This window comes from Arthrobacter sp. Br18, from assembly GCF_000520555.1.
GTDB lineage: Bacteria > Actinomycetota > Actinomycetes > Actinomycetales > Micrococcaceae > Arthrobacter_D.
In genome coordinates this window covers 1-26,372 of sequence record NZ_AZSA01000213.1, presented here as the reverse complement: position 1 = coordinate 26,372, position 26,372 = coordinate 1, and the positions used below count along the sequence as shown (strand labels likewise).

The 26,372-nt window shown below is 66.8% G+C and carries 20 protein-coding genes, 2 rRNA genes and 1 pseudogene; 6 read left to right on the top strand and 17 right to left on the bottom strand.

The window, feature by feature from the left end; translation table 11 throughout:
- Positions 1 to 126: 126 nt before the first annotated feature.
- The 4 genes and pseudogenes from Y704_RS0100435 to Y704_RS17805 all read right to left on the bottom strand — a co-directional run bounded on the left by Y704_RS0100435 (position 127) and on the right by Y704_RS17805 (position 4,388).
- Positions 127 to 819, bottom strand: coding sequence for an SMC-Scp complex subunit ScpB (locus tag Y704_RS0100435; protein ID WP_081747310.1), 693 nt, complete (start codon positions 817 to 819; stop codon positions 127 to 129).
- Entirely contained in the window at positions 812 to 1,783 is a 972-nt protein-coding gene (locus Y704_RS17810) for a segregation and condensation protein A (protein ID WP_081747309.1), read from the bottom strand. The genes Y704_RS0100435 and Y704_RS17810 overlap by 8 nt, the downstream gene beginning before the upstream one ends.
- 12 nt (positions 1,784 to 1,795) lie before the next feature.
- Positions 1,796 to 2,683, bottom strand: coding sequence for a ParA family protein (locus Y704_RS0100425; RefSeq protein ID WP_026548674.1), 888 nt, complete (start codon positions 2,681 to 2,683; stop codon positions 1,796 to 1,798).
- A gap of 287 nt (positions 2,684 to 2,970) precedes the next feature.
- Positions 2,971 to 4,388 (bottom strand): annotated as a pseudogene (locus tag Y704_RS17805) (cation:dicarboxylase symporter family transporter).
- Positions 4,389 to 4,596: 208 nt separating this feature from the next.
- Between Y704_RS17805 and Y704_RS0100410 the strand changes: the two are divergent.
- Both Y704_RS0100410 and Y704_RS0100405 read left to right on the top strand, forming a co-directional pair.
- Entirely contained in the window at positions 4,597 to 6,276 is a 1,680-nt protein-coding gene (locus Y704_RS0100410) for a sensor histidine kinase (RefSeq protein ID WP_026548673.1), read from the top strand.
- Positions 6,276 to 7,016, top strand: coding sequence for a response regulator (locus Y704_RS0100405; RefSeq protein WP_026548672.1), 741 nt, complete (start codon positions 6,276 to 6,278; stop codon positions 7,014 to 7,016). The genes Y704_RS0100410 and Y704_RS0100405 overlap by 1 nt, the downstream gene beginning before the upstream one ends.
- A 4-nt stretch (positions 7,017 to 7,020) precedes the next feature.
- On the opposite strand, the gene Y704_RS0100400 is transcribed toward Y704_RS0100405, so the two are convergent.
- Positions 7,021 to 8,940, bottom strand: a complete 1,920-nt coding sequence (locus Y704_RS0100400; protein ID WP_026548671.1) for an AMP-binding protein — start codon at positions 8,938 to 8,940, stop codon at positions 7,021 to 7,023.
- Positions 8,941 to 9,177: 237 nt separating this feature from the next.
- Here Y704_RS0100400 and Y704_RS17800 point away from each other — a divergent pair, with 237 nt between their 5' ends.
- The 4 genes from Y704_RS17800 (at position 9,178) to Y704_RS0100380 (ending at position 13,509) form a co-directional block, all read left to right on the top strand.
- Positions 9,178 to 9,873 (top strand): GntR family transcriptional regulator, encoded by a 696-nt coding sequence (locus Y704_RS17800; protein ID WP_051476536.1) that lies wholly within the window; start codon positions 9,178 to 9,180, stop codon positions 9,871 to 9,873.
- Positions 9,866 to 11,386: an MmgE/PrpD family protein gene (locus Y704_RS0100390; RefSeq protein WP_026548670.1), complete on the top strand. Its 1,521-nt coding sequence runs from the start codon at positions 9,866 to 9,868 to the stop codon at positions 11,384 to 11,386. Before Y704_RS17800 ends, Y704_RS0100390 begins: the two co-directional genes overlap by 8 nt.
- 12 nt (positions 11,387 to 11,398) lie before the next feature.
- Complete coding sequence (gene prpB, locus Y704_RS0100385) at positions 11,399 to 12,304, top strand: methylisocitrate lyase (RefSeq protein ID WP_026548669.1); 906 nt, start codon at positions 11,399 to 11,401, stop codon at positions 12,302 to 12,304.
- Positions 12,305 to 12,369: 65 nt separating this feature from the next.
- Entirely contained in the window at positions 12,370 to 13,509 is a 1,140-nt protein-coding gene (locus Y704_RS0100380; RefSeq protein ID WP_026548668.1) for a bifunctional 2-methylcitrate synthase/citrate synthase, read from the top strand.
- A gap of 10 nt (positions 13,510 to 13,519) precedes the next feature.
- On the opposite strand, the gene Y704_RS0100375 is transcribed toward Y704_RS0100380, so the two are convergent.
- The 12 genes from Y704_RS0100375 to Y704_RS0100320 form a co-directional block, all read right to left on the bottom strand.
- Positions 13,520 to 14,092, bottom strand: coding sequence for an 8-oxo-dGTP diphosphatase (locus Y704_RS0100375; RefSeq protein ID WP_253904161.1), 573 nt, complete (start codon positions 14,090 to 14,092; stop codon positions 13,520 to 13,522).
- Positions 14,093 to 14,153: 61 nt separating this feature from the next.
- Entirely contained in the window at positions 14,154 to 15,131 is a 978-nt protein-coding gene (xerD, locus tag Y704_RS0100370; RefSeq protein WP_026548666.1) for a site-specific tyrosine recombinase XerD, read from the bottom strand.
- A 2-nt stretch (positions 15,132 to 15,133) separates the two neighbouring features.
- Positions 15,134 to 15,823 (bottom strand): NUDIX domain-containing protein, encoded by a 690-nt coding sequence (locus tag Y704_RS0100365; RefSeq protein WP_051476537.1) that lies wholly within the window; start codon positions 15,821 to 15,823, stop codon positions 15,134 to 15,136.
- A gap of 11 nt (positions 15,824 to 15,834) precedes the next feature.
- Positions 15,835 to 17,538, bottom strand: a complete 1,704-nt coding sequence (locus Y704_RS0100360) for a CTP synthase (protein WP_026548664.1) — start codon at positions 17,536 to 17,538, stop codon at positions 15,835 to 15,837.
- A complete protein-coding gene (gene recN, locus Y704_RS0100355) occupies positions 17,535 to 19,271 on the bottom strand; it encodes a DNA repair protein RecN (protein ID WP_026548663.1) in 1,737 nt (578 codons plus the stop codon). The genes Y704_RS0100360 and recN overlap by 4 nt, the downstream gene beginning before the upstream one ends.
- Positions 19,268 to 20,194: an NAD kinase gene (locus tag Y704_RS17795; protein WP_035770899.1), complete on the bottom strand. Its 927-nt coding sequence runs from the start codon at positions 20,192 to 20,194 to the stop codon at positions 19,268 to 19,270. Before Y704_RS17795 ends, recN begins: the two co-directional genes overlap by 4 nt.
- The gene (locus Y704_RS0100345; RefSeq protein WP_026548662.1) at positions 20,194 to 21,039 is read right to left on the bottom strand and encodes a TlyA family RNA methyltransferase; all 846 of its coding nucleotides are present in this window, start codon (positions 21,037 to 21,039) and stop codon (positions 20,194 to 20,196) included. Before Y704_RS0100345 ends, Y704_RS17795 begins: the two co-directional genes overlap by 1 nt.
- A complete protein-coding gene (locus Y704_RS0100340) occupies positions 21,036 to 21,353 on the bottom strand; it encodes a hypothetical protein (protein WP_155850131.1) in 318 nt (105 codons plus the stop codon). The genes Y704_RS0100345 and Y704_RS0100340 overlap by 4 nt, the downstream gene beginning before the upstream one ends.
- 86 nt (positions 21,354 to 21,439) lie before the next feature.
- The gene (locus Y704_RS0100335) at positions 21,440 to 22,426 is read right to left on the bottom strand and encodes an HAD-IIA family hydrolase (RefSeq protein ID WP_026548660.1); all 987 of its coding nucleotides are present in this window, start codon (positions 22,424 to 22,426) and stop codon (positions 21,440 to 21,442) included.
- Complete coding sequence (locus Y704_RS24935; RefSeq protein ID WP_253904159.1) at positions 22,419 to 24,062, bottom strand: hypothetical protein; 1,644 nt, start codon at positions 24,060 to 24,062, stop codon at positions 22,419 to 22,421. The genes Y704_RS0100335 and Y704_RS24935 overlap by 8 nt, the downstream gene beginning before the upstream one ends.
- 189 nt (positions 24,063 to 24,251) lie before the next feature.
- Positions 24,252 to 24,368: ribosomal RNA gene (gene rrf, locus Y704_RS0100325) — 5S ribosomal RNA — on the bottom strand.
- Positions 24,369 to 24,579: 211 nt separating this feature from the next.
- A 23S ribosomal RNA gene (locus tag Y704_RS0100320) occupies positions 24,580 to 26,372 on the bottom strand; the annotation flags it as partial.

Sequence of the window (26,372 nt, the reverse complement as noted above, 5' to 3'; positions counted from 1 at the left end):
GGCGCCCACGGCCGCCTGCGCTGTCCGAGGGCCTGCCGCCCGAGCCGCCGCCGCGGCGCGGGTTGTTCCGTCCGGAGCCGGATCCTGGCGCCTGTGTCATGGAATATGTCCTTCTGGTTGGCGTTCTTAGTACGTCGTATCGTCGAAGTCCCCGAGGTTCTCAAGGCCGGGCAGATGGGGCGCGAGCCGCGGCAGCTCCGCCAGGCTGCCGAGCCCCAATCTTTCCAGAAAATACGGGGTGGTCCCATAGAGGATCGCCCCGGTCTCCGGATCGGTCTCGACCTCGGCAACAAGTTCGCGCTGCGTGAGGGTGCGCACCACCGAATCCACGTTGACTCCGCGTATTGCGGAAACCCGTGCACGGGACACTGGTTGCCTGTACGCAATAACGGCCAAGGTCTCAAGAGCGGCCTGTGAGAGGCGGGACGTCTGGCCTTCGAGTACGAACGCCGCCACTACTGGAGCGAACCAGCTGCGCGAAAAAATACGCCATCCGCCGGCGAGGCTGCGCAGTTCAAAACCGCGCGGTCGGGGAGCATCAGCGCTCTGCGGGCCGTTTCCAGTATAACCGTCGTACTCCAGCTGCAGTTCCACGAGCATTTCCGTGACCTGCGCGACGGGTACGCCCAGCGCCGCGCCCAGTTCGGTGTCCGTCACCGGCTTGTCCACCACCATCAGGACTGCCTCGAGGGCACCCTTCAGGCCGCCGGGCTGGCCGGCGGGATCGTATCCGGCGTCGTCGTGTCCGGCGTCGTATCCAGCACCGTTTCCGTACCGGATGCGGTTGCCTCCAGCGCCCTCGCCCGGCTGGTCAGGCATCCCCGCCATGTGCATCCTTTCCGTCCCGGATCCTGGCACCGCCAGGGTCGCTCCTGGCGTTGCGCGCTGCATCGACACAGCCCGCCGCAGGAGCTTTGGCGGACAGTGCCGCCGCGTCGTCCTCGAGGAATTCTTCCGGTGACCATCGCGCAGGTTCCGCGGACCAGCGGAGGCGCAGCTCACCCAGCGGTGCTGCCTGCTCGAAGGAGATGACGGCGTCCCGGAACATGTCCAGCAGCGCCAGGAAACGCGCGACGACGACCGCCCGGTGCCCTGCGTCGGCGATGAGCTGCCCGAAGGACAGCGACGGAACGTTCCTCAGGAGCGCCTCGATCAGCGCGCCCTGCTCTCGGATACTCACGAGTGGATGGTGGAGGTGCGCCAGGCCCACTTCGCTGGGAGCGGGTTCCCGTGGCGCAAGGACCTTCACCGCAAGGGCGGCGAATTCCTCCGGCGTCGACTGCCACATCAACTCGGGCAGCATCGCGGCGAACTTCGCCTCGAGCGGCGTCGTCCGCGGGTACCGGTTCCCCTCCTCGGCAAGCCTTCCGCCCAGGTGCCGTGCCATAGCCTTGAAAGCCCGGTACTGAAGCAACCGCGCGAAGAGCAGGTCCCGTGCCTCGAGCAGGGCAATGTCCTCATCATCCTCGACAGCACCGGAGGGCAGGAGCCGTGCGGTCTTGAGGTCGAGCAGGGTTGCCGCGACCACGAGGAACTCGCTCGCCTCGTCGAGGCTCCACTCCCCCTCGGAGGCCTGCACCCGGCGGATGTGGGCGATGAACTCGTCAGTCACCTCGGCGAGGGCCACCTCGGTGATGTCCAGTTCACGCTTGGAGATGAGGCTGAGGAGGAGATCGAACGGGCCGGCAAAATTGGCAAGGTGCAGCTCGAAGACTGCCCGTGCCTGCGGAGGCTCCGGCGCTGCTGCGGAGGCGGCCGTCCGCGGTGAAGCCGTGGCGTGCATGGCGTGCACCCGCTAGGGCGCTCCACCCCTTGCGATCAGCTCCTTGGCAAGCCTGCGGTAGGCGTCGGCCCCGGAATGGTTTCCTGCGTAGGAGGTGATCGGCTCGGCGGCAACCGTCGCATCGGCGAACTTGATGGTGCGCTTGATCACGGTTTCGAAGACCTTGTCCCCGAAAGCCTCGACCAGGCGCGCGATGACTTCCCTGCTGTGGAGCGTCCGGGCGTCGTACATCGTGGCAAGCACTCCATCCACCTGCAGCCCGGGGTTGAGGCGGTCCTGGACCTTCTCGATGGTTTCAACGAGGAGGGCAACGGCACGCAGGGCGAAGAATTCGCAGATCAGGGGAATGATCACGCCGTGAGCTGCAGTGAGGGCATTGACGGTCAGGAGCCCCAGCGACGGCTGGCAATCGATGAGGATGACGTCGTAGTTATCGGAAACCTTGCGGAGCGCCCTGTCGAGGACCTGCTCACGTGCCACCTCGTTGACGAGTTGGACCTCCGCCGCGGACAGGTCGATGTTCGCCGGCAAGAGGTCGATGTTGTCGATCGCGGTTGTCCGGATGGCGTCCTGGATGTCCACCTTGCGATCCATCAGGACGTTGTACACCGTGACGTCAAGCTCGTGGGGATTCGTGCCCAGCCCCGCTGACAGTGCGCCCTGGGGATCGAAATCCACGAGGAGGACGCGGCGTCCCGCCTCGGCGAGTGCCGCGCCGAGGTTGATGGTGGAGGTGGTCTTGCCCACTCCGCCCTTCTGGTTCACCATCGCGATGACGCGCGCAGGGCCGTGGGAATCAAGCTCCGGCGGCTCGGGGAAGACCGTCACCGGCCGGCCCGTGGGTCCAATTTCAGCTTCGGCTGCGTTCTGCAGAGTTGTGAAACCCTGTTCGCTACTCACGTATCTCTCCACGCTTCCATTGGTGTATCCGGCGGCCGCGCGCCGCTTCCCGCCGCCCGCCGCACTTGTTCTTCCCTCAACGGTACAGCCGCCCCCGGGGGCCCGTTCCGCAAATGCTCCCGAAGCCGGTGCGAGCCTTGATCCTCAACCTGAGGTCGAATGTTCTCGGCGGAACAGCCTTCGGACCAGTTATCAGCCTATCGAATGGAAGTTGACACAAAAGCACCGGAGGCACTGGAGGGCCGCGTGCAGCGGCTCTCCAGTGCCTCCGGTGTGGTGTCGGTCGCCTAGCCCCGTGGGCGCGCGCCGCTGCCAGTGACGAGTTCGGTCCTGATTTCCGCTCCCGCTTCGACGTCGTCGATACCGTCGTCGTCGAACCGGTTGTGGTCGGCGCTCATGGTCTCCTCGTCGAACGGCAGGCGCCCCTCGAGGACCTCATCGACGCGGGCCCGATCGATCTCCTTGGTCCAGGTCCCGATCAGGACTGTAGCAACCGCGTTGCCCGTGAAGTTGGTGAGCGCGCGGGCCTCGGACATGAACCTGTCGATACCGACGATCAGGCCCACGCCCTCCACGAAATCCGGACGGTGTGACTGGAGGCCGCCGGCAGGTGTGGCGAGGCCGGCGCCTGTGACGCCTGCGGCTCCCTTGGACGCGATGATCATGAAGACCAGCAGGGAAATCTGCTCACCGAGTGCGAGCGGCGTGCCCATGGAACTGGCCACGAAGAGTGAGGCCATGGTGAGGTAGATCGCTGTTCCGTCGAGGTTGAACGAGTAGCCCGTCGGCACTGTCACACCCACAACCGGCTTGGACACTCCAACGTGCTCCATTTTCGCGATAAGCCGCGGCAATGCCGCTTCGGAGGACGAGGTCGAGAAGATCAGCAGGTACTCGCGGCCCAGGTACCTCATCAGCTTGAAGATGTTGACTCCGGTGACGATCTTGAGCAGGCCGCCCAGGATCACCACGATGAAGAGCGCGCACGTGATGTAGAAGGCGATCATCAGGGTGAACATGCTCACGATGGCCTGGACGCCGGTCTCGCCGACGACGGCCGCGATGGCACCGAACGCACCGATCGGCGCGAGCCACATGATCATCACGAGGATGCGGAACACGAGGCCTGGATGGAACCGAACCCGCGGAGGATCGGGCGCCCTGCGGTGCCCATTTTCTGCAGCGCGAAGCCGACGAGCAATGCCACGAAGAGGGTCTGCAGGATGCTGGGACCGGTCAGTGACGAGAGCAGTGTGGTGGGGATGATGCCGAGGAGGAAGCCCACGGTGCCGTCCGCTGCTTCGTCGGTCGCGGGTGCTTGGTAGGTCGAGACGCCGATGTCCAGACCCTCACCGGGATTGACGAGGTTACCGACCACGAGGCCGATGGCGAGCGCGAAGGTGGACATCAGCATGAAGTAGCCGAGGGCGAGGCCGCCGACCTTGCCGACCGTCGCCGCCTTGGCGATCGAACCGATTCCGAGCACGAGGGTGCAGAAGATGATCGGCGCGATCATCATCTTGATCAGCGCGATGAAGCCTGTACCGAGGGGCTTGAGTGCGACCGCGAATTCCGGGGCGACGAGGCCGAGGATCGCGCCGAGAATTACTGCCACGATGACCGCGATGTACAGGTAGTGGGTCTTGTCGACCTTCTTGCGGGGTGTTGCGGGTCCCCCGCGGGACTTGAATGGCGTCATGGCCATGAGGAGCTCCAATGATGTGGGCCGCCCGGCAGCACCGGCGGATCGAGCCCATTCTCGGCCCGCAGGAGGTATGGCCAGGTGGCCGGTCAGCTGATGTTCTGTGCTCGCCATCCTGCCAGCACGGGTGACGCCCATCACCCTTGCGTTCATACTGGTCGTGGCCGCCCGGCTAGGCTTGGCGGGTACTCGAGAGGAAACCGGTCACTGAGTGAAACGATGGAGCCTCGCCCGGCAGTTCTTCGCGGGTCAACTGGCCTTTGTCGTCCTGCTGACGACCTGTATCTCCTGGGTGCTGTACCTCGACGCCGAGCGGAATACCTTCGACGCCGCAGCGGAGCGCATGCTGTCCGTCGCAGGCACCATCGCGCTCGACCCCCTCGTCCTTGACGCCGTGACCCGCCCGGGTGCGGCGGCGGAACTCCAGCCGTATGCGGTGGCCATCATGGACGAACTCGGCATCGACGTCGTGACGATCATGGCCCCGGATCGAACCCGCTTCACCCACCGCAACCCGGAACAGATCGGACTCCCCTATATCGGGTCGACGGCCGAAGCCCTGGCCGGGAATCCGCAGATCGAAACCCATACGGGAACCCTCGGCCCCTCTCTCCGGGCCATCGCTCCGGTCGAGGATCTTTCCGGCACCGTGGTGGCCATGGTGCCGGCAGGAATCACCGTGGACCGGGCAGAGATCGCCCGTAACGCGCAACTGCCGCTCGTCGGGCTGATCGCGCTCGGCGCGCTGGGCTTCGGCGCGCTGTCCTCCCTTGTCCTCAGCCGCCACCTCCGCAGGGCGACGCTGGGCCTGGGGACCGATGAGCTTGCAAGGATGTTCGTCTTCTACGACTCGGTACTGCACTCGGTGCGCGAGGGACTGCTGCTGACCGACCCGCAGGGACGGCTGATCCTCTACAACGACCAGGCAGCACGGCTCCTGGGGCTGGATGGAAACCGGAGCGGACAGCCCGCCAGTGCCGCTGACCTCGAACTGCCGGCCTCCATCGCAGAGCTGCTGACGAGCGGGAGGCAAGCCTTCGACGAGGTCCACCTGACCGACAGCGGTGTCCTGGTGCTCAACCAGGAACCTGCGGTGCCGCCCGCCGAGACCGCCCCGGGCGGGAAGAAGGCTGACACGGGGAAGAATGTCGATAAGGACCGCTCTCCGACCGGTTCCCTCGGAACCGTTACCACCATCCGGGACCACACCGAGATCGAGTCCCTGGCCGGCGAGCTGCAGACCGTGCGCACCCTCACCGAGGCCCTGCGGGCGCAGACTCATGAGCACGCCAATCGGCTGCACACCATCGTCTCGCTCATCGAACTGGACCGGCGTGCCGAGGCCCTCGAGTTTGCGACGAAGGACCTCCAGCAGTCGCAGCAGTTGACCGACCAGGTGGTGGCCGCCGTGGACGAGCCCTTCGTTGCCGCTCTCCTGGTGGGCAAGGCTGCGCAGGCCAACGAGCGGGGCATCGAGCTGTCGATCGAGGTGGAGGAAGCGTCGGGCGACGCCGGCATCGACGCTGGTGATCTGGTCACCATCGTCGGAAACCTGCTCGACAACGCCTTCGATGCAGCGGCGGCATCGGACGGACGCCGAGTCCGCCTCTCGATCAGCGGCACCGAAGGGCACCCACGCGGCCTGTGCCTGGTGGTCGAGGACAGCGGACCCGGCGTCCCGGACGGCGACCGTGATCGCGCCTTCGCCCTGGGGTACTCCACCAAGGACCACTCGGGCCGCGGCCGCGGCATAGGCCTCGCCCTGGTACGGCAGGCGGTTCAACGGCACGGCGGCACCCTGGAGGTGGCGACGTCGGCGCTCGGCGGTGCATTGTTCGCCGTCGTCCTGCCGTCCAGAACCGAAACTCTGCCCGCCGGTGGCACACTGTGATGGCCGAGCTCCGCGTCCTCGTGGTCGAGGACGACCCCATTGCCGCGGACGCCCACGCCGAATACGTCCGGCCGCTTGAGGGCTTCGCGCTCGCCGGGGTGGCGCGCACAGGCGCCGAGGCGATGACGTTCCTCTCACCCGGCGGGCGGGGCGCAGGAGAGGCGAGGCTTGCCGACCCCCCACTGCCCGCGTCTCCCGCCGGGGTCGACCTCATCCTGCTCGACATGAACCTTCCTGACGCGCACGGTCTCGACGTCATCCGCCGGATCCGCGGCCTCGGACTTCCGACCGACGTCATTGCCATCACGGCGGTCCGGGACCTCCAGGTGGTCCGTTCCGCGATCTCCTCGGGCATCGTGCAGTACCTGATCAAGCCGTTCACCTTTTCTGCCTTCTCCGACAAACTCACCAGCTACCAGGGGTTCCGCAGGAACCTCACGGGTCAGGCTTCCTCGACCACGCAGTCCGAGGTCGACCATGCCTTCGCCGCCCTGCGGCCCGCGGCGTTCCAGGGTGCCCTTCCCAAGGGATTGTCGGAGGAGACCCTTCGTACAGTGATCCGGCACCTCAAGCTGCTGCCCGAGCCGACGTCCGCCCTCGAGATTGCTGACAGCCTGGCGCTCTCGAGGGTGACCGCCCGCCGCTACCTCGAATACCTTGCGGAGCAGGAGTCGGTGCGGCGCACACCCCGATACGGCACACGGGGTAGACCCGAATTCGAGTACTCCTGGGCGCGGTGACGCGTTACACTCCGGGACGTGGGCTGCCTGCCCGCAGCAGGGGCGCGAGGGTGTCCAGGACGGAGGCGTCCTCGATGGTCGAGGGGACGATGTAGCTCTCCCCCGACGCCATCTGCCGCATCGTCTTCCGGAGGATCTTCCCCGACCGGGTCTTCGGCAGGGCGTCCACCACGATGGCGCTACGAAAGTCCGCCACCGGGCCGATGAGCCTGCGGACCAGTGCCACCAGTTCGCGTTCCAGTTCTGAGGGTTCGCGGGTCACCCCGGCCTTCAGCACGACGTAGCCGCTGGCCCGCTGCCCCTTCAGGGCATCCTCCAGCCCGATCACCGCGCACTCCGCCACTGCCGGATGCTGGGCCAGTGCCTGCTCGATCGCCCCGGCGGACAGCCGGTGCCCGGCGACGTTGATGACATCATCGGTGCGTCCCATGACGAAGAGATAGCCGTCCTCGTCGGCGTAGCCGGAGTCCCCGCTGACGTAGAACCCCTCGAAGGCGCGGAGGTAGGCCTCCTCGTAGCGCTCGTCGCTGCCCCACAGGGTGGTGAGCGCGCCCGGTGGCAGCGGCAGACGGAGGGCGATGTTGCCCTCCGTGCCCACCGGCACCGGCGCTCCCCCGCCGTCCAGGACGGCAAGGTCGAACCCCGGCGACGGCAGCGACGGGGAGCCGGGCTTGATCGGGAGCCCTCCCAGGCCACGGGGGTTCGCGCAGATCGGCCACCCCGTCTCGGTCTGCCACCAATTGTCGATCACGGGCACCCCGAGCACGTCGCCGATCCAGGAGGACGTTCCGGTGTCCAGGCGCTCCCCCGCACAGAACAGGATGCGAAGACTCGAGATGTCGTAGGTTCCAAGGAAGGCGGTGTCCGGGTCAGCGCGACGGACGGCGCGCAGCGCGGTGGGGGCGGTGAACATCACAGTGACACCGTGCTCCTCGATCAACCGCCAGAACGCCCCGGCGTCGGGCGTTCCCACAGGCTTCCCCTCATACAGGACGGTCGTCGCGCCCGCCAGCAAGGGGCCGTACACGATGTAGGAGTGGCCCACCACCCAGCCGACGTCGGACGCCGTCAGCATCACGTCGCCCTCGCCGACGTCGAAGATGTTCCTCATGGACCAGGTCAGGGCGACGGCGTGGCCTCCGTTGTCCCGGACCACGCCCTTGGGTGAGCCCGTGGTGCCGGAGGTGTACAGGATGTACAGCGGATCGGTGGCCTCGACGTCGACCGGATCCGCCGGTACGGCATCGGCAACGGCGTCGCGCCAGTCCAGCCAGCGTCGCGACGACTGATCGTAGTCGGCCGGGCGGGCCGTGAACCCGTCGCGGTGCTTCACGATCACGGAGCAGTCCCGCGCGTCCGCCAGGTCCAGCGCCTCTGCCACCGCAGGAAGGTATTCGACGCGTCGTGAGGGTTCGAGGCCACCCGATGCGGTCACGACGACCTTCGGACCCGCGTCGCGGATGCGTGACGCCAGCTCGGCGGGAGCGAATCCTCCGAAGACCACGGAGTGCACCGCCCCGAGCCGCGCCACGGCGAGCATGGCGATGACGGCCTCGGGCACCATGGGCAGATAGATCAGCACCCTGTCACCCCTGGCCACCCCCTGGTTGCGCAGTGCGCCGGCGAACAGCGCCACCTCGTCCCGAAGCTGCGAGTAGGTGAAGTGCTGCCGTGCGGGAAGCATCGCGGAGTCATAGATCAGTGCGGTGCTGTTCCCGCGGCCGGCCAGCACATGGCGGTCCAGGGCGTTGAAGGACGTGTTGAGGCTGGCGCCCGGGAACCACCGGTAGAGCGGAGCACGGCTGGAATCCAGCGCCTGCCGTGGCGGCGTGCTCCACGTGACGGCCTCGGCGGCCTCCAACCAGAACGCCGCCGGGTCCGCGATGCTCCGCTGGTGGAGGGCACGGTATTCGTCGATGGGCACCGACGCTCCGGGCGACGGCGGGGCTGCGATGGTTTGCCTGCTGTTTCCAGAGTCCACGGGTGTCCTTTGCGAGCGGCGGTGTGATACGGGTCATGGTACGGCGCTGGTGTCAGTCGAGCGTCTCTGTATACAAATAGCGCCGGACGATTAGATATTCCGCGCCCATCTTTGCATCCAGCAGTCCTCGTGTATACATTTACGGGATAGGGTCTGTACGACGACAGCGGGGAGGGCAGCATGCGGGCGAGCGACCGTGCGTATGAATCCCTGCGCTCCGACATCATCAGCTGGCGGCTGGAACCTGGCTCTGTCCTCGCGGAGGTCGAGCAGTCCGCCCGCCTGGGCGTCTCCCGGACGCCGCTGCGGGAGGCCCTGTCGCGGCTCATCGCCGAGGGGCTCGCTGCACCGCACAGCGGGCGCGGCGTCGTCGTCACCGAGATATCGCTCGGACTCGTCGCCGACCTCTTCGCCGTGCGGATCCCGCTGGAGTGCACCGCTGTCCGCCTCGCCGCCCTGCGCCGCGCCCCCGCGGTGTTCGACGCACTCGGCGAGCGCTTCGCCGCGGCAGGTTCCCTGATCGACGCCGGAGACAGCGGGCAGGACCGCTACTACGCCCTTGTCGCCGAGCTCGACGACGCCGTCGACCGGGCTGCGGGCAACCCGTACCTCCTGCAGGCCCAGCGCCACCTGCGGACCCAACTGGTGCGCGTGCGGCGGCTGGCACGGGACAACCGCGAACGCCTCCGTGCCTCGGCCGGCGAGCATGCGCAGATCGCCCGTGCGATCTGTGCCGGCAACGGCGATCTCGCGTCCGCGGCCATGCAGGTGCACCTGCACAACAGCCTCCAGCACCTCCTGACAGCAGGGACCGACAGCTACGACGTCGCTGACCAGCCGGAACAACCTCACTATCGAAAGGAACTCCATGGTTGAGCAACACCTTGTCCGTGTCCACCGCAGCGAGGAAAACCTTCCGCGCGCGGAACAACTCGCCTACCGGATCGCCGCGGTCGCCGCCGACCCCGTCGAGGTTGCGCCGGAGGTGACCGAAATGGTCATCAACCGCATCATCGACAACGCCTCAGTAGCCCTCGCCTCGCTCAACCGTGCGCCGGTCGTCGCCGCACGGGCGCAGGCGGGGAGCCATCCAGTCTCTGCCAACGGATCAGGCGCGGCGGTCTTCGGCGTGGACGCCCCGACATCTCCTGAGTGGGCGGCCTGGGCCAATGGTGTCGCTGTACGGGAACTCGACTACCATGACACCTTCCTCGCGGCCGACTACTCGCACCCGGGGGACAACATCCCCCCGATCCTCGCCGTGGCCCAGCACACCGGCGCTTCCGGACGGGACCTCGTCCGCGGAATCGCGACGGGTTACGAGATCCAGGTCAATCTCGTGAAAGCGATCTGCCTGCATGAGCACAAGATCGACCATGTGGCGCACCTCGGTCCCTCGGCGGCAGCGGGCCTCGGAACGCTGCTCGGGCTGGCGCCGGACACCATCTTCCACGCCGTGGGGCAGGCCCTCCACACGACCACGGCCACGCGGCAGTCGCGCAAGGGCGAAATCTCGACGTGGAAAGCCCACGCGCCGGCGTTCGCCGGGAAGATGGCCGTTGAAGCGGTGGACCGGGCCATGCGCGGCCAGACGTCCCCCACCCCCATCTACGAGGGCGAGGACGGCGTGATCGCGTGGCTGCTCGACGGTCCCGACGCCCGCTACGAGGTTCCGCTTCCGGCGCCCAACGAACAGAAGCGCGCGATCCTGGACACCTACACCAAGGAGCACTCCGCCGAGTACCAGGCCCAGGCCTGGATCGACCTCGCACGCCGGCTCCATGGCGCCCACCCCGAACTCGCGGACCCGGCCACTGTCCGGAGCATCCTCATCCACACCTCGCACCACACCCACTACGTGATCGGCTCGGGAGCCAACGATCCGCAGAAGTATGATCCCACGGCCTCGCGCGAGACCCTCGACCACTCGATTCCCTACATCTTCACCGTGGCTCTGCAGGACGGCCGCTGGCACCACGTGGACTCCTACGCAGCGACGCGCGCGGCACGGCCGGATACCGTGGCCCTGTGGCAGAAGGTCACCACCGTGGAGGATCCCGAATGGACCCGCCGCTACCACTCGCTGGACATCGCGGAGAAGGCCTTCGGGGGCAGGGTGGAGATCACTCTCGCCGACGGAAGCGTCCTCACCGATGAGATCGCCGTCGCCGACGCCCATCCGCTCGGCGCCCGGCCCTTCACGAGGGAGCAGTACGTGGACAAGCTGCGCACCCTCGCGGACGGCGTCGTCGAGGACGCGGAACTCGAGCGGTTCCTCTCCGCCGTCGAACGGCTTCCCGAGCTGGAGTCCGGCTCGCTCGGCCAGCTCAACATCCTTGCCCGGGACGGGTACATCAACCCCGCTGCGGCACCCCTCGGGCTCTTCTAGGAAGGCAACAGCATGCTGTACTCATCGATCTCACCGGAACAGAAGCGGATCGCGCTCCGGGCAGGCCTGGCATCCGGGACACTCCAGCAGTTTCCCGGGGCCTTCAATCCACTTTCGGCCCGCCTGATCGAGGACAAGGGCTTCGACGGCGTCTACATCTCCGGCGCGGTGCTCGCCAATGACCTCGGCCTGCCCGACATCGGCCTGACCACGCTGACGGAGGTGGCGCAGCGGGCCGGACAGATTGCACGGATGACCGACCTTCCGGCGATCGTGGACGCGGACACGGGCTTCGGTGAACCCATGAATGTCGCGCGGTCCGTCCAGGAGCTGGAGAACGCCGGGCTCGCGGGCTGCCACATCGAGGACCAGTTCAATCCCAAGCGCTGCGGCCACCTCGACGGCAAGAACGTCGTGGACCTGGAGACGGCGGTGAAACGGATCCGCGCCGCGGCCGATGCCCGCCGCGACCCGAACTTCCTCATCATGGCCCGGACGGACATCCGCGGGACCGACTCCCTGGAAGCCGCGCAGGAGCGGGCGCAGGCGCTCGTGGAGGCCGGTGCGGACGCGATCTTCCCCGAGGCCATGCGCGACCTCGCAGAATTCCGAGCCATGCGCGACGCCGTGTCCGTCCCGATCCTGGCGAACATGACCGAGTTCGGGAAGAGCGACCTGTTTCCGGTCGAGCAGCTGCAGGACGCCGGGGTGAACATGGTGATCTACCCGGTCACCCTCCTGCGCAGCGCCATGGGCGCCGCGGAGCGTACGCTGGACTCGATCAAGGTCAACGGAACGCAGCAGCACGCGGTGCCGGACATGCAGACCAGGGCCCGCCTGTACGAGTTGGTGGACTACGAGTCGTACAACCGGTTCGACTCCTCGGTCTTCAACTTCCAGGTACCGGACGGCCGCTGAGCAGAAGTTCCGGCGCCGCGCGCCTGGTTCCACCATCACGACGACGAACGACGAAGGAGTCTCCTGTGACCGAATTACAGATCCACAAGGGCCTTGCCGGTGTGACGGTCGACTACACGGCCGTCTCGAAGGTGAACCCCGACAGCAACTCACTGCTGTACCGGGGCTATCCCGTGCAGGAGCTCGCGGCCCGCTGCTCCTTCGAGGAGGTGGCCTATCTTTTGTGGAACGGGGAGCTGCCCACCGCCGAGCAGCTCACGGAGTTCACGCGGTACGAGCGCAGCCACCGCAGCCTGCCCGACAACATCATCGCGGCCATCGACCTGCTGCCGCTCACCGCCCACCCCATGGACGTCGGGCGGACCGCTGTCTCCGTGATGGGTGCCTGCCACCCGCTGGCCGCGGACAGCTCGGTGGACGCCAACATGGAGAAGGCCACGTCGCTGTTCGCCGCCTTCCCCGCCGTCGTCGCCTATGACCAGCGGCGGCGCCGGAACCAGCCGCTCGTCGAGCCGCGGGACGACCTCGGGTACGCCGCGAACTTCCTGTGGATGACCTTCGGCGACGAGGCGCCGGCGGAAGTGGTGAACGCTTTCAACGTGTCGATGATCCTCTACGCCGAGCACTCCTTCAACGCCTCCACGTTCGCCGCCCGCGTCATCACCTCCACGCTCGCGGACCTCCACTCGGCCGTCACCGGTGCGATCGGCGCGCTGAAGGGTCCGCTGCACGGCGGGGCCAATGAAGCGGTGATGCATACGTTCGAGGAGATCGGCATCCGGAAGGACGAGTCCGAGGAGGAGGCCGCCTCCCGGGCGAAGGCCTGGATGGAGGATGCCCTCGCGCAGAAGAAGAAGGTCATGGGCTTCGGCCACCGGGTGTACAAGAACGGCGACTCACGCGTTCCCACCATGAAGGCCGCCCTCGACGCCATGATCGCCTACTACGGCCGTGATGAGATCCTCGGCCTCTACAGCGGGCTCGAGCGCGCCATGGACGAGGCGAAGAGCATCAAGCCGAACCTCGACTACCCTGCCGGGCCCACGTACCACCTCATGGGCTTCGACACCGAGATGTTCACGCCGCTGTTCATTGCTGCGCGGATCACCGGCTGGACGGCGCACATCATGGAGCAGGTGGCGTCGAATTCGCTGATCCGCCCGCTGAGCGCCTACAACGGCCCGGACGAGCGGCACCTGTCCTGACGACGTCGCGTCACGTCACGACGGCGGTCTCGACGCCCTCGTTGTCATCCTTCAGGGTGATGTGCGCGGTGAAGGCCCGGCCCTCGAGTACGAACCGGACCCAGGACGCGGCGTCCTCCCACATGGCCTCCCACGGCAGCGCGTCAACGGCGAACCACTCGGGCTCCACCTCGTCGCTCGGACCACAAGTGCCGGTGTAGCGCTCCGCGGTGAAGATGGAGCCCACCATGTTGAAGGCGGGGCGGGCAGGAAAGTCCCAGGTGACCGTGCCGAGGAACGTGAGGTCCCCGATAGCGACGCTGAGTCCCGCTTCCTCGAATACCTCGCGGGACGCGGCCTCCGCCGCCGACTCCCCCGGCTCCAGCTTGCCGCCGAGCGCCACGATGTGGCCGGTTCCGAAGCCGCTCTTCTTCCACCCCAGGAGCACGCGCCGCCCTCGGTGCCGCTCATGGGGTGCGGAGCGGGCGATTTCGTCGGCCGACGCCTCGGGTCCATCGGCCGTCCCGAAGATGAAGCACAGGGCGACCGGACGGTAGAACGGTACGCCCACCTCCCCTGCCCCGCAGTGCTTCCCTGGCGTCACGGCGTGCCTTCCCTTCCTAGCCGAGCCGGGCTTCCCTGGCGTCACGGCGTGCCTTCCCTTCCTAGCCGAGGGCGCGGGGATGCGCTGCCGCATAGACTTCACGCACCGTATCGGCGGTGACCAGCGTGTATACCTGCGTTGTGGTGACGGAGGCGTGCCCCAGCAGTTCCTGCACCACTCGGACGTCGGCTCCACCCTCGAGGAGATGGGTGGCGAAGGAGTGGCGAAGGGTGTGGGGCGACACCTCCCGCGTCACGCCTGCCTTCTCTGCCGCTGCCTTGAGGATGGCCCATGCGCTCTGGCGGCTGAGCCTTCCCCCTCGCATGTTCAGGTACAGCGCGGGGCTGCCCTCTCCGTTTCCCGCGAGGACGGGCCGCCCCCTCACGCGATAGGAATCGATGGCCTTCGCGGCATAGGAACCCAGCGGCACGAGTCGCTCCTTGGACCCCTTGCCGGACAGCCGCACCACGGCCGGGCCGTCTATCTCACGGCCGACCGACACGTCGTCGACGTCGAGCCCCACCGCCTCGCTGATCCGCGCGCCGGTCGAGTACAGGAATTCGAGCAGGGCCCGGTCGCGCTGTCCTGACGGCGTTTCGGTGTCCACTGCCTCGAGGATCCGCACGACGTCGTCGACGGAAATTGCCTTCGGCAGCCGTTGTCCCGCGAGGGGTGGATGCACGTCCCGTGCCGGATCGGCAGGAGTCACTCCCTCCAGCGCCCAGAAACGGTGGAGCCCCCTCACCGCCACCACCGTGCGCGCCGCCGAGCGCGCGCTGAGCGGCGACTGGCCGTCGGAGCCGGTGGACACGGCCTGGACGAAGGCCGCGACGTCGCGCCGGGTGATTCCAATGATGTCGCTGATCCCACGTGCCATCAGGAAGCGGTGGTAGCGGAGCAGGTCACGGCGGTAGGCGGAAAGAGTGTTCACCGACAGCCCGCGCTCCACCGTCATATGCTGGAGGTATTCGGTCATGAGCCTGCCCGGACCTGACGCCAGGAACTCGTCGGTGGACGTTTTCTCCGCTGAGGCAGGCATCCTCAGTCCCGCAACACTGCACCGTTGGGCCACATCGCGTGCCGGCTGGGGTGCTCGGGCCAGGGAGACGAGGCGGGACGCAGATCCTCGAAGCCGCCCTCCCGCGCTATCCGTGCCGCAAGGACCGCGGCGGCTGCGGAGGGACTGTGCATCCGCCCGTCGAGGACGGCGGCGACGGCGTCGTCGAGGTCCACCCAGAGCAGCTCGATCTCGGCCTCCTCGTGGGTGCGGCGGTGGAGTTCGTGCTCCGGCACCGGGCCGATGCCACGCGCCAGGTAGACGCGCAGCGCCTCGGAGGAGGAACCCGGCGAGAGGAACAGGTCGATGAGCACGTTCCACCGGGTCGCCGTGAGGTCGGCCTCCTCAGCGAGTTCCCGCGCGGCGGCGTCGAGGAAGTCCTCGCCCTCTTCGTCGAGCAGCCCGGCGGGGATCTCCCAGAGGAGCATCCGCACCGGATGCCGGTACTGGCGGATGAGCAGCACCTGGTCCTTCTCGTTCAGAACGAGGACCGCCACTGCGCCCGGGTGCCGGATATAGTCCCGGGCGATGCGCTCGCCGCCGTCGGTCAGCGAGAACTCGTCCCTCACGACATCCCAGATCCGCCCCTGATACACCGCGGCCGAGGTGTGCAGCCTCCTCGGGCTTTGCTCGTCCCCGAATCCTGCAGGGCTGTGCACTCCGGGTGCCGGCAGCTCACCCACGGCTACGCTTTGGCCCCACGGCGATCTAGCGCTGCCCGAACGAGCCCCGCGAACAGCGGGTGGGGGCGGGTGGGGCGTGAACTGAGCTCGGGGTGCGCCTGGGTGGAGACGTAGTACGGGTGCACGTCCCGGGGAAGCTCGGCGAACTCCACCAGCTCGCCGTCCGTCGTCGTGCCCGAGAAGACGAGCCCGCTGTCACTGATCTGTGTCCGGAACTCGTTGTTCACTTCGTAGCGGTGGCGGTGGCGCTCCGAAACGGTCGTCTTCCCGTAGGTAGCTGCAACCACCGACCCCTCGGTGAGCTTCGCTTCCCACAGGCCGAGCCGCATGGAGCCGCCCATGTCGCCCTCTCCTGCCACGATGTGGAGCTGCTCCGCCATGGTGGCGATCACGGGGTATTTGGTGTCGGGCTCGAATTCGCTCGAGGAGGCGCCCTCGAGGCCCACGACGTTGCGCGCGTACTCGATGACCATGCACTGCAGGCCGAGGCACAGGCCCAGCGTCGGAATTCTGTTCTCCCTCGCATACGTCAGGGCACCGAGCTTGCCCTCGAGGCCCCGGATCCCGAATCCGCCGGGCACGCAGATGGCATCCACGCCGCTGAGGGCGTTGCGGGCGCCTTCGGGGGTCTCGCAATCATCGGACGGCACCCACTTGATGTCCACCTTCGTCTTGTTGGCGAACCCGCCCGCCCGCAGCGCCTCGGTGACCGAGAGGTAGGCGTCGGGCAGGTCGATGTACTTGCCGACCAGCGCCACCTCGACGTGGTGCTTGGGATTGTGGACGACGTCGAGGAGCTTGTTCCACTTGGTCCAGTTGACGTCCTTGAACTTCAGGTCGAGGGCCTGGACGATATACGCGTCGAGCCCCTGCGCATGCAGGACCTTGGGGATGTCGTAGATGCTCGCGGCATCGGCTGCGTTGACGACGGCGTCGAGGTCGACGTCGCACATGCGGCCGATCTTCTCCCGCATGGCCAGGGGCACCTCACGGTCGGAGCGGATGACGATCGCATCGGGCTGGATGCCGATCGAGCGCAGCATCGCCACCGAGTGCTGTGTCGGCTTGGTCTTCAGCTCCTGCGACGGGCCGATGTACGGAACCAGTGAGACATGGACGAAGAAGACATTGTTGCGGCCGACGTCCTGCCGGACCTGCCGGGCCGATTCGAGGAACGGCTGCGACTCGATGTCGCCGACGGTTCCGCCGATCTCGGTGATGATGACATCCGGCGCCCGCTTCGGACTTGCGGGTTCCGCGGGAAGCCGCATCCTCCGCTTGATCTCGTCGGTGATGTGCGGAATGACCTGGACGGTGTCGCCGAGGTACTCACCGCGCCGCTCCTTCGCGATGACGGTGGAGTAGACCTGGCCCGTGGTGACGTTGGCTGAACCATCGAGGTTCTCGTCGAGGAACCGCTCGTAGTGGCCGATGTCGAGATCGGTCTCGGCGCCGTCCTCGGTGACGAAGACCTCCCCGTGCTGGAACGGGTTCATGGTGCCGGGATCGACGTTGAGGTAGGGATCGAGCTTCTGCATCGTGACGGAGAGGCCGCGTGCCCGGAGCAGGTGACCAAGGCTCGAGGCCGTCAGTCCCTTGCCGAGGGAGGAGGCGACGCCACCAGTCACGAAGATGTGTTTGGTCGTCTTGGCGGACTTCTGGAACCGGGAGTTTATTTGCTGCACCACGGGGTTGGAGCCTATCACTTGGAGGAGGTCCGCGCCGCATCGGCGAGGAGTTCCTCGGCGTGGGCCCGCGCGGATGCTGAGTCTTCCTGGCCCGCGAGCATGCGGGCCAGTTCGCGCACGCGCTCGGCGTCGGGGAGGACCTCGACGTCGCTGGCAGTGAATCCGCCGTCGTCGTCCGAGGACGCCGCGCGGGAAACATTCTTGGTGACGCGGATGTGGCGCTCCGCGAAAGCGGCCACCTGGGGCAGATGGGTCACCACGATGACCTGGACATGCTCAGCGAGCATGGCGAGCCGCCGCCCGATCTCGACGGCGGCTTTTCCGCCCACCCCGGCGTCGACCTCGTCGAACACGAAGGTCGGCACAGGGTCGACGGCGGCAAGCACCACCTCGATGGCCAGCATCACACGGGAGAGTTCACCGCCCGAAGCACCCTTGCCGAGCGGCCGCGGCGCTGATCCCGGGTGGGGCTGGAGATTGAAGGAGATGTCGTCCTGGCCATGCGGCATCAGGGACCCTGCCGCGGTGACCTCGATGAGCAGGTTCGCATCGGGCATCGCCAGGGCACTCAGTTCCTCGCTGACCCGGGCGGCGAGGGTCTCGGCCGCGGCCCGGCGGAGCTCCGAGAGAAGGTCCGCGTGCTCATGCACCTCCCGGTCGAGTTCCTCGATGACCGCGCCCAGTTCGTCCACCCTGCTCGAATCACCGCTCAGCTCCTCGAGCCTCCGCGCACCCTGCTCCCGCCACCGGAGTACCTCGTCGATGGTGGGAGCGTATTTGCGCACGAGTACTGCAAGTTCGGCGCGGCGCGACTCCACCTCCGCGAGGCGGCCCGGACCTTCGCCGTCCAGTGCTGCCCCGTAGGCAGCGAGCTCACCCGAGATGTCCGCCAGGAGGTAGCCCACTTCGGCGACCCGCGCCGCAAGCGCCTCGAGATCCTGATCGTGTTCGGCCACCGCTTCGAGCTGCCGCTTCGCTTCGTCGACGAGTGAGATGGCGTCGGCGTCCGAGCCGAACTCCTCGGACACCAGGGCGGAATGCGCGACGACGGCGGCGGTGCGGAGCTCCTCCACGTTGCCGAGCCGCATCGATTCCGATTTCAGTGCCGCGTCCTCACCGGGCTGCGGTTCGACCGCCCCGATCTCCGCCAGCGCGGCCTCGAGGCCCTCCGCCTCGCGGACCCGCTCGCGCGCTTCTGCGAGGAGGCGATCCCGCTCGGCCAGGGCGTCCCGCCAGCGCCCGAAGGCGGTGCCGTAGTCGGTGAGCTGCACCGCGAGCGGGGCTCCCCCGAACTTGTCGAGCGCCGCGCGCTGGGCGGCCGCGCCCTTCAGCCGCAGCTGATCGGACTGACCGTGCACCACCACGAGCTGGTCGCCGAGCTCGGCGAGCACGCCCACGGGCGCGGACCGGCCGCCCACGAAGGCCCTGCTGCGGCCCTCGCTGGTGACGGTCCGGGCGAGGATGAGCTCCGCAGCGCCGTCGTACTCCTCCAGCGCCGCACCGGCCTCGGCCGCCCGCACGGCGACGGCGCTGTTCGGCTCGAGGCGCAGGACTGCCTCCGCCGACGCCGATTTCGCGCCGAGCCGGACGGCCCCGGCATCGGACCGCGCTCCCCGGAGCAGCCCGAGGGCCGTGATGACCATGGTTTTTCCCGCGCCCGTTTCACCCGTCACGACAGTAAGTCCCGGCCCCAGGGTGAGCGTGGCATCAGTGATCACGCCGAGATCCCGGATGCGCATCTCCTCGATCATTTCGACCGGCTTCCGATGGCCGCGACGGGACCGCGCCAGCCCTGGATGGGCAGCTCGAACTTCCGGACCAGCCGTTCAGAGAACGGGGTCTGGGCCGATCGGGCGAGGCGGACCGGGATCGGCGACCGCCTCACCTCGATGCGTGCACCCGGAGGGAGATCGACGCTCCGCCGGCCGTCGCACCATAGGACACCCCGCGCGCCGGTCCGCGCCAGCAGTTCCACGGCGAGGACCGACGACGGCGCCACGACCAGTGGTTTCGCGAACAGGGCGTGCGCGCTGATGGGAACCATCAGGAGGGCTTCGACCTCGGGCCAGACCACGGGCCCGCTGGCGGAAAAGGCATAGGCAGTGGATCCGGTGGGGGTCGCGAGGACCACGCCGTCGCATCCGAAGGCGCTGACGGGCAGCCCGTCGACCTCCATCACCACCTCGATCATCCGCTCCCGGTCGGCCTTTTCGACAGCGGCCTCATTCAGGGCCCAGTTGCGTGACAGGAGGGTGCCTCCGTGCCACACGGCAACCTCGATCGTCATGCGCTCCTCGACGGTGTAGTCCCTGTCGGCAATCCAGCGCACCGTCTCCTCGAGGTCAGCGCGCTCACTCTCCGCAAGGAAGCCCACATGGCCGAGGTTGACGCCGAGCAGTGGAACCTCAGCCTCGCGGACCAGCTCCGCCGCGCGGAGGATCGTCCCGTCGCCGCCGAGCACCATGACCAGCTCGACGCCGTCGAGAGTCACGTCCCGGCCGAGCGTCTCGGTCGGCGCGGTCAGCAGCCCGTATTCGACCTGGATGTCGGCGAGCTCCTCCGGCCGCATGACCGGGATCAGGCCGAGGGCATGAAGGCGCGTGCAGGCGTCCTGCGCGGCAGCCATCGCGTCGTGGCGGCCCGTATGGGCAAGTACCAGTACTCGTCTAGTCATCAAGCTCCGTTTGAGGTCGGGGAACCGGCCGCTTCGGCAAACACGCCGCTCGCCTGAAGCGCCTGGTCTGCCAGCAGATCCAGCTCCCCTTCGATCCTAGGCACCAATGGCGATTCAGGCACCTTTATCCACACGAAGTACTCGCGGTTTCCGTCCTGGCCCGCCGGTTCGCTGGGCGCGATGCCCCCGATGACCAGGCCGCACTGCACCGCTGCCCGAAGGACTCCGTGGACGCCGCGGCGCCGCGCAGTATCGGATTTCACCACCCCCTGCCCGTTGAGTCCGCTCCGACCCACCTCGAACTGCGGCTTGATCAACAGGAGCAGATGTCCACCGGCACGGGTCGACCGCGCCAGAGCTTCAATGACCAGGCGCAGCGAGATGAAGGAGAGGTCCGCGACCGTGAGGTCAACCCGCCCGCCGATATGCTCCGGCTCGAGGTGGCGGACGTTCATGCCCTCGAAGACCGAGACCCGCGGATCTCCGCGGAGCTTGCCGGCGAGCTGCCCGTGCCCCACGTCGACAGCGGCTACCTGCCGCGCCCCAAGGGCGAGGAGGACCTCGGTGAAGCCCCCCGTCGACGCGCCGGCGTCGAGGCACCGCCGCCCCTCTGGTGCCACGGCAGGAAACGTCCGGAACGCACCCGCCAGTTTGGAACCGGCCCGGCTCACGTAGTCCTCCCCGGTGGGCTCCACCTGCAGTGTCTGGTCAGCGGACACCTGCACGGCTGCCTTCCCGGCCACCACGCCGCCGTGGAGCACCCTGCCGGCGTTGATGAGCTGCGCCGCGTGGGAACGCGACCGTGCAAGTCCGCGCTGCACGAGTTCCTGGTCCAGGCGCGTCACGGCCCAGCGTCCTTATCGAGCCCAGCGTCCTTATCGAGCCCAGCGTCCTTATCGAGCTCAGCGTCCTTATCGAGCTCAGCGAGGAGCCCGTCATTGATCGCCGCGTACAGCGCCGCCTGCTTCGTCACGGGCGTACCTGTGAGCGGCGCAAGACCCGCCAGGACGCCGTCGACGCCGGAATCACCCGACTCGAAGCCATCCACGGGCCACGATGCGCCTGGGCTGACCCCGCCCGTGGTTCCAGCAGTCGTCCCAGCCGGCCCGGCGGCACTTTCGCCGCTATCGGGCGGGTCGATCCGCGGTGCCTCACTCATGCCTGGCCTGCCGTGCCGGCCTCGTCGGTTCGTCCATGTCGTCCCTGCCTCATTGCCTCATCCATCGTGTAGCGCCGTCGAACCGCTCAGCGCGTGAACTGCACCCGGGGAAGAAAAACAGACTCCTGAACCGGACGAGCAGCCCACCAGGCCGAACAGGCCGCACGCCAGGCGTCGAGGTCGGTCGCCGATCCCTCCACCAGGACCACGTCCCCATCGACGCTTGCCGACGACCGGCCGCTATAGTGCACTCCGTCCTCGGCGGAGGCCGAAGGATATGGCTCGAACAGCGCGGTGAGGGAGCGGATCAGATAGTCCGGGCGCTCGCCGGACACTGCGGCAAGAGCGGTTTCGAGCGTGTCCACTCCGGTCAGGACCAGGGCTGTCTTCATCCCCGCGCGGTTTCCCCCGAGGATGTCGGTGTCCAGCCGGTCTCCGACAACCAGTGCTGTCCCTGCCCCTGAGTGGCGGGCCGCAGTTTCAAAGAGTGCAGCTTCGGGTTTACCTGCCACCACGGGCTGCTTGCCGGTGGCTGCCGCGACGGCGGCCACCAGCGTTCCGTTACCCGGCGCGATGCCACGGGACTGTGGGATGGACAGATCTGTGTTGGTAGCCACCCACACAGCGCCCGCGGCGATGGCGTAGGAAGCCTCGGCAAGGTCCTTCCAGCCGATGTCAGGCGAGAATCCCTGAATCACGGCGTCGGGCAGGTCCTCCGCGGAGTGGACCACCGCCAGGCCCTGGGCGAGAACCGATTCGGCAAGGGTGCTGCTCCCGGTCACGAGCACCTTGGCGCCCGCGGGTACCCGTGCAGCCAGTAGTTCGGCTCCGGCCAGTGCGGAACCGAAAACCTGGCGGGCTTCAGCAGGAGCACCGAGGCTCCGCAGGTGGGCCGCCACGACTTCAGCAGACCGGGACGCGTTGTTCGTCACGTACGCCAGTGCGACGCCCGCCGCAGCCAGGGATTCGAGCGCCTCGACCGCCCCCTTGATTGCGTGTGGCCCTGCATACACGACCCCGTCGAGGTCGGCCAGCACCGCATCGAAGCCATCAATCAGCCGGGCCTCAGTCATCGACGCGGTTCTCTTCCGCGGGTTTTTCCCCAGGGGCAGGAGGTGCGTCACCGTCTCTGGCCGTCGCGGCGGCAGAGTCGCCGTCGTGGGTGGAATCGGACTCTTCGGAGTCACCCTCTCCAGATGCCGAATCACCGGGCGTCCGCCCGCCTTCGGTGCTCGCCAGCTCATTCGTATCCGTTTGAACCGGGGAGCCGGCGCCGCCCATCACCTCCGCAACGCGCGGAACGGAGACGGGCGCGACGTCGTCGTCCTCACCGAGGTCGATGATGTCGGGCTCGGTCGGGTCATCGAGGCCGAGGGCGCTCTCGGCCACGCGCGCCTGATTCCGCCAGGTGCCGGACTCACTGGTCCTGCCAACAGCATCGAGCGCGGCAGCGTAGACCCGGAACAGCCGGGGGGTGAAGGAGAAAGCGCGGTGGAGGTCGAGCTGCGGGATCTCGAGCGCCGCCAAGGACGCATCGAGCTGACCGAGATCAGCGCGCGCGCCGGACACCACCATCGCCAGCTCGGCCTTGCCCGCTGCGTCGAGGGTTTCCGCTTCCTCTCCCCGGGCCAGGTCCAGGGCGCGGTCGGGCCTTCCCAGGCCCCGTTCACAATCAGCCATGACCGGAAGGTGCACATTCGAGCCGCTGATCCGCCGGAAGGTCCGGAATTCCCGCAGAGCCTCCCCGTAGTGGCCCGCCGCATAGGCGGTCAGGCCGACGGCCTCGCGGACTGCCGCGAGCCGACCGCCGCGTCTGCTCGCAGCAAGCGCATGCTGGAAAGCGAGCTCCGGATCATCGTCGATCAGCCGACCGGCCATGACCAGATGCTTCGCTACCCACAATGCGCTGCGCTCCTCGAGGTTCCGGATCTGGGCACGTGTGACACGGTCCAGCTCATCACCCTTGACGTCCTCATCGATTTCAGGCGACCGCTCGCGGTCCGGCCGGTTGGCGCTCCTCAGGTCCCGGGCGTTGTGGGGCCGGGCGGCCTCGCTGTCGGCGCTGACTCCGCCGCGCTCGGGACGGTATTCACGCCGGCTGGCGTCGGGCCGCTTGTCATCCCGCTTGCGGTCCTCCCAACCACCCCTGCGTTTTTCGTCCCGTGGCCCGGCCGGGGAACGACGCTCCCCGGCCGGTGCCGCACCGGAAGCCGGGCGCTTGGCCCAGGGGCGATCGCTTGTGCTACTGCTGCTGCTGTTCCGTGAGGCATCCGAGGTGCGGGATCGCCCGGACCCTGATCCGGACGGAGCTGCATTCCTGGGAGCCGCACCCTTGAAGCGGTCTGCACGGGCATCTCGACCGCTCTCGGATGTACCCCTGGAACGATCGCTTGAATCGCTGACAGGACCGTTGCGTCCTCCGCTCTCGCGGTCGCCCCGTCCGCGACTACCCGCGATGTGACTGTCGCCTTCGTGCGCATCCTCGGATCCGGTCCCCCGCTCCGCCAGGTGCCGGTCTTCCTTGGCGCCGTTCTCCATCGCTGCGGCGCTTTCATCCTCGGGCTGTGGGACACGGGGAGGAACGGCAGCACCGCCCTTGGAACCCCACGAATGCCGGCGACCGCCCTGGCCGCCATTTCCCGCGCTGTTCTGCTGTACCGGCCTCTGAGCTTCGTCACCGGTTTCGGAATTTCGATCCTGCTCAGCCATGGCGGGGCGGTTCCTCTCGTTTGCAGTAGGCGCGGGTACGCCTGCTCTTCACTGTTGTTCTACGGGCTATTCTTCTACGGATCAGCCGGGCCCATGCAATCGGTTCTTACCGGTGGTTTTTGGTGGGTCGTTTTGGGTGGTTAATGGGGTGAAGCCCCCACCGGGGGGTGGGGGCTTCACGTAATGGTTGTCCGGCGGTGTCCTACTCTCCCACACTCTCTCGGGTGCAGTACCATCGGCGCTGTGGGTCTTAGCTTCCGGGTTCGGAATGGGACCGGGCGTTTCCTCCACGCTGTGACCGCCGTAACCCTTGCTACCAGCCCCGGCCCCCCTGTGTGGGGGTGTGGGGTGGTAAATCTGTGGGGTCCGGTGTGGCCTGGACGGTGTCCAGGCTCGTGTGCGAACTGTTTTTGGACTGTATTTAGTTGTGGGTTCCCTGGTTGTTGGTTGGGAACCGCATAGTGGACGCGTAGCATTTGATCCTTGCCCCTTGTACCCCTTTTGGGGGGGTGGGGGTGTGGTGTAAGTTATCGGCTTATTAGTACCGGTCAGCTTCGCAAGTCTTTAGTCCTTGCTTCCACATCCGGCCTATCAACCCAGTGGTCTGGCTGGGGGCCTCTCACACTCAAGGTGTATGGAAATCTCATCTTGAAGCAGGCTTCCCGCTTAGATGCTTTCAGCGGTTATCCCATCCGAACGTAGCTAATCAGCGGTGCACTTGGCAGTACAACTGACACACCAGAGGTTCGTCCGTCCCGGTCCTCTCGTACTAAGGACAGCCCTTCTCAAATTTCCTGCGCGCGCAGCGGATAGGGACCGAACTGTCTCACGACGTTCTAAACCCAGCTCGCGTACCGCTTTAATGGGCGAACAGCCCAACCCTTGGGACCTACTCCAGCCCCAGGATGCGACGAGCCGACATCGAGGTGCCAAACCATGCCGTCGATATGGACTCTTGGGCAAGATCAGCCTGTTATCCCCGAGGTACCTTTTATCCGTTGAGCGACGGCCATTCCACAATGTGCCGCCGGATCACTAGTCCCGACTTTCGTCCCTGCTTGAGATGTCTCTCTCACAGTCAAGCTCCCTTGTGCACTTACACTCGCCACCTGATTGCCAACCAGGCTGAGGGAACCTTTGGGCGCCTCCGTTACTTTTTAGGAGGCAACCGCCCCAGTTAAACTACCCATCAGGCACTGTCCCTGACCCGGATTACGGGCCGAAGTTAGATATCCAGAGTGACCAGAGTGGTATTTCAACGATGACTCCACCCGAACTAGCGTCCGGGCTTCACAGTCTCCCACCTATCCTACACAAGCCACACCGAACACCAATACCAAACTATAGTGAAGGTCTCGGGGTCTTTCCGTCCTGCTGCGCGTAACGAGCATCTTTACTCGTACTGCAATTTCGCCGAGTTTATGGTTGAGACAGCGGGGAAGTCGTTACTCCATTCGTGCAGGTCGGAACTTACCCGACAAGGAATTTCGCTACCTTAGGATGGTTATAGTTACCACCGCCGTTTACTGGGGCTTGAATTCCCAGCTTCGCCCACAAGTGAGCTAACCGGTCCTCTTAACCTTCCAGCACCGGGCAGGAGTCAGTCCGTATACATCGTCTTGCGACTTCGCACGGACCTGTGTTTTTAGTAAACAGTCGCTTCCCCCTGGTCTCTGCGGCCCCGATCCGCTCCTGGCGAGCTAGTCGCCGTCACGGTTGGGGCCCCCCTTCTCCCGAAGTTACGGGGGCATTTTGCCGAGTTCCTTAACCATAATTCTCTCGATCGCCTTAGTATTCTCTACCTGATCACCTGTGTCGGTTTGGGGTACGGGCGGCTAAAACCTCGCGCCGATGCTTTTCTCGGCAGCATAGGATCACCAAATTCCCCCCTGAGGGGGTCCCATCAGATCTCAGAGCCGGTATCGAAACCAGGACCACGGATTTGCCTATGGTCCCTCCTACATCCTTAGACCGGGACTACCATCGCCCGGCTTGGCTACCTTCCTGCGTCACACCTGTTAATACGCTTACCTCCCAAGATCAGGTCCCGCGCTCCACAAAAAACCACGTCACCCCAAAGGGCGGGCGGTCATGCTTCGGGCGGTTAGTATCCCTCGATCAGTATTGGCGGTTTTTCGCCGGTACGGGAATATCAACCCGTTGTCCATCGACTACGCCTGTCGGCCTCGCCTTAGGTCCCGACTTACCCAGGGCAGATTAGCTTGACCCTGGAACCCTTGATCATTCGGCGGACGGGTTTCTCACCCGTCTTTCGCTACTCATGCCTGCATTCTCACTCGTGTAGGCTCC